Annotated in this window: 4 protein-coding genes; all 4 read left to right on the top strand. The window is 63.0% G+C overall.

The genetic code is table 11. The features are described 5' to 3' along the window. A partial coding sequence (locus tag HMPREF1138_RS01860) for an FHA domain-containing protein (RefSeq protein ID WP_009055897.1) occupies positions 1-347 on the top strand: 347 nt, incomplete at its 5' end. Positions 348-405: 58 nt separating this feature from the next. After that, the gene (locus HMPREF1138_RS01855) at positions 406-1,356 is read left to right on the top strand and encodes a hypothetical protein (protein ID WP_009055895.1); all 951 of its coding nucleotides are present in this window, start codon (positions 406-408) and stop codon (positions 1,354-1,356) included. 180 nt (positions 1,357-1,536) lie between these two features. Then, positions 1,537-1,956, top strand: coding sequence for a hypothetical protein (locus HMPREF1138_RS01850; RefSeq protein WP_009055899.1), 420 nt, complete (start codon positions 1,537-1,539; stop codon positions 1,954-1,956). Positions 1,957-1,995: 39 nt separating this feature from the next. Then, positions 1,996-2,451, top strand: a 456-nt coding sequence (locus tag HMPREF1138_RS01845; protein ID WP_155887117.1) for a hypothetical protein, incomplete at its 3' end; no start/stop codon positions are given.

Genomic DNA, 2,451 nt, shown 5'->3' with positions numbered 1-2,451 from the left:
GCGCGAACGGGGCACACACGGGCCTGCTGCTGGACACGGGCCAGTCGATTCCCGTGGACCGCACGATCGTGCTGGGACGCGCCCCCTCGCCCGTGTCGCCCGGCGACGTGCCCATCCCCGTCGACGATCAGACGCGTTCCCTGTCGCGCACCCACGTGCGGATCACGCCGACCGCCAGCGGCATTTCGATCGTTGACATGAACTCGGCGAACGGGACGCGCGCCCGCACGCCCAACGGGCGCACCCACACGCTGGTGCCGGGTCAGCCACTGGAGCTGCCGTTGAATAGTCAGCTGCTGCTCGGCGAGCGCCTGATTTCCGTCGTCGACCTGCGCCAGCGTCGCTGACCGGCGCACGCCCGGGCTCTGTGTGATCGTCTAGCTGGCATCGTTGAGAGGACTAAGGATGATGGTGATGACGGGTATGGGTCGGCGCGTGGCCCGATGGATGGCAGGCCTGGCTGCGGTGGCGTGCTGTGTGGCGGGGGCGGCCTTGCCCGCTCACGCCGATGATGGGCCTGTTCCGGTCCCCTCCACCCCGCCCACGGCCGCGCCCACTACCCCGCTGTTCCCGGGTCGCCCCATCCACATGAGAGCCAACTTCGAATTCGGCGAGCGCGCCGTTCCGGGGCAGCAGCGCAGCCAGCCCACCGCCTACCTGTTGCTGGTGTTCTCAGATTGGGGTAAGGGGCGGAGTCTGACCGAGCAGGAGTGCCAGGACCTGGTGTCCACGTTCTGGTCTGGGACCGGCCCTGACTACCAGGTGGAGGCCGCTGTAAAATACGACGATTGTCAGATCGAGGCCTACTACCTGGGCGAGGCCCGCCATGCGTTCTATTCCCTGGATGAGTCAGGGCACATGCAGGTGCGCCCGCCCATGGCCTACCTCAACCAGATCGCCACTTCTTTTGACAACCTTGTCTTCGATCGCCTTGACTTCGACGTCACGGCCATGAATAACGCTCACTGCAACGCGAACCCCTCAAAAGAAGACCTCGACCTACTATTGAACATCACCCACATGTCCACCTGTGTGTGGGACGTTCACGACGGGGCCACGATACCAGCGACCGATGAGCCGTTGATGGAAGGTGACGTCGAGGACTACTTCACCGGCAAACTCGCTGGCACGGTCGGGCCTTTCACCGAGCTGAACCCGCCCATCAACCCCTTCACCATCACCCCCACGCCCACCACCGATCCGGCCGCCGGCGCCTCGGCCGCCGCGTCGGGAGACCAGTCCCAGAGGGGGGAGTCTGCTTTCACGGGCCTGCTCGTCGGTATCGGCGCCGCCATCGCCGCCCTCCTCCTGGTCGGCACAGGCGCCCTGGTGGTGGCCCTGCGCCGCAGGAAGTAACGACTCGTCCACGGGCACTTGCGCGGGGCCCGTCCCAGGAGTCAGGCGGCGGCCCTAACCCCCGTGGTCGCCGAGTACCTCGGGCTGAGCCTGTGCGCATGTTGTTGACGCTTTCCTGCCCCGCCTGCCATCTGGTAGGCTGGGGGCGTTACATCGGCCGTTTAGTAAAGGAGTACCGTCATGGCGACTCAGGTTGAGATTCAGCGGAAAGAGTGGCAAGACTGGGTTGACAGGCTCGTTAACAACCCTGACTGCGTCGCGACGCAACTGGAAGAAGCAGCAAAACTTCTGAGGGACAATATCTCCCTCCAGAATGAGAGCAAGTGGGGTGTTGAAGATGGGCCTCAGGCGTTTGCCAAGAGGTATCGCTTCTATCTTCAGCAGGAAGTGGCAGCCCTCAAGAGTATGGCGGAAAATGCTCGTAAATTCGCTGGCTACGTGACTCAGGCCATCGCTATGCTCGACGAGAAGGATCAGAACGCAGCCTCGTGGCTCAACGAACAGATCAAGAAAGTTGACGCTGTCTACAAGTCGGGGCCCATGAAGGAAGCTGAGCGCACTGGTGCTCTCAATGGCGCTTCGGCGGGAAGAATCTACTAAGCAACGAGGGGCATCGCTTTGACCATGGGAAGGCACGACATGCAGCTACGATCGATCACGTCAATTTTTCGTCAGACGGCTAAGTGGATGGCGTGCGCGGCCGCGGCCGCGTGCTGCGTGGCAGGGGTGGCTCTGCCCGCTCACGCGGTTGACGAGGAACCCATCTCTCTTCCACAGACAGCCCCCTCCCAGGCTCCCTCCACAGGTTTCTTACCCGGCCACATCCTCAACATTAGCGCGCGCCTGGACCGTACCACCTACGAGACCGGGGATGACGAGATCGAGTGGGTCACTCACTACTACGTGTTTGTGTGGAAAGGGCCTTACGGAGCCGAGATCACCCGCGACGACTGCCAGCAGATCGCCAACACCTTCTGGGCGGGCAGCGCAGACACCTACACAGCAAGTGCAGTCTACGATCTAAGCGGCTGCTCCTTCGACGCCTACTACCTGAAAGACGCTCAGCACGCGTTTTACTCCCTCGACGAGTCCGGA

The sequence above is a fragment of the Actinomyces sp. ICM58 genome (genome assembly GCF_000283035.1).
In the GTDB taxonomy this organism is placed as follows: domain Bacteria; phylum Actinomycetota; class Actinomycetes; order Actinomycetales; family Actinomycetaceae; genus Pauljensenia.
The sequence above is the reverse complement of the archived record's forward strand: the minus strand, read 5'-3'. Positions and strand labels throughout refer to the sequence as shown.

Coding starts and splice junctions, on each gene's coding strand:
- HMPREF1138_RS01855 (WP_009055895.1), top strand. CDS start 406: ATGATGGTGATGACGGGTATGGGTCGGCGCGTGGCCCGATGGATGGCA.
- HMPREF1138_RS01850 (WP_009055899.1), top strand. CDS start 1,537: ATGGCGACTCAGGTTGAGATTCAGCGGAAAGAGTGGCAAGACTGGGTT.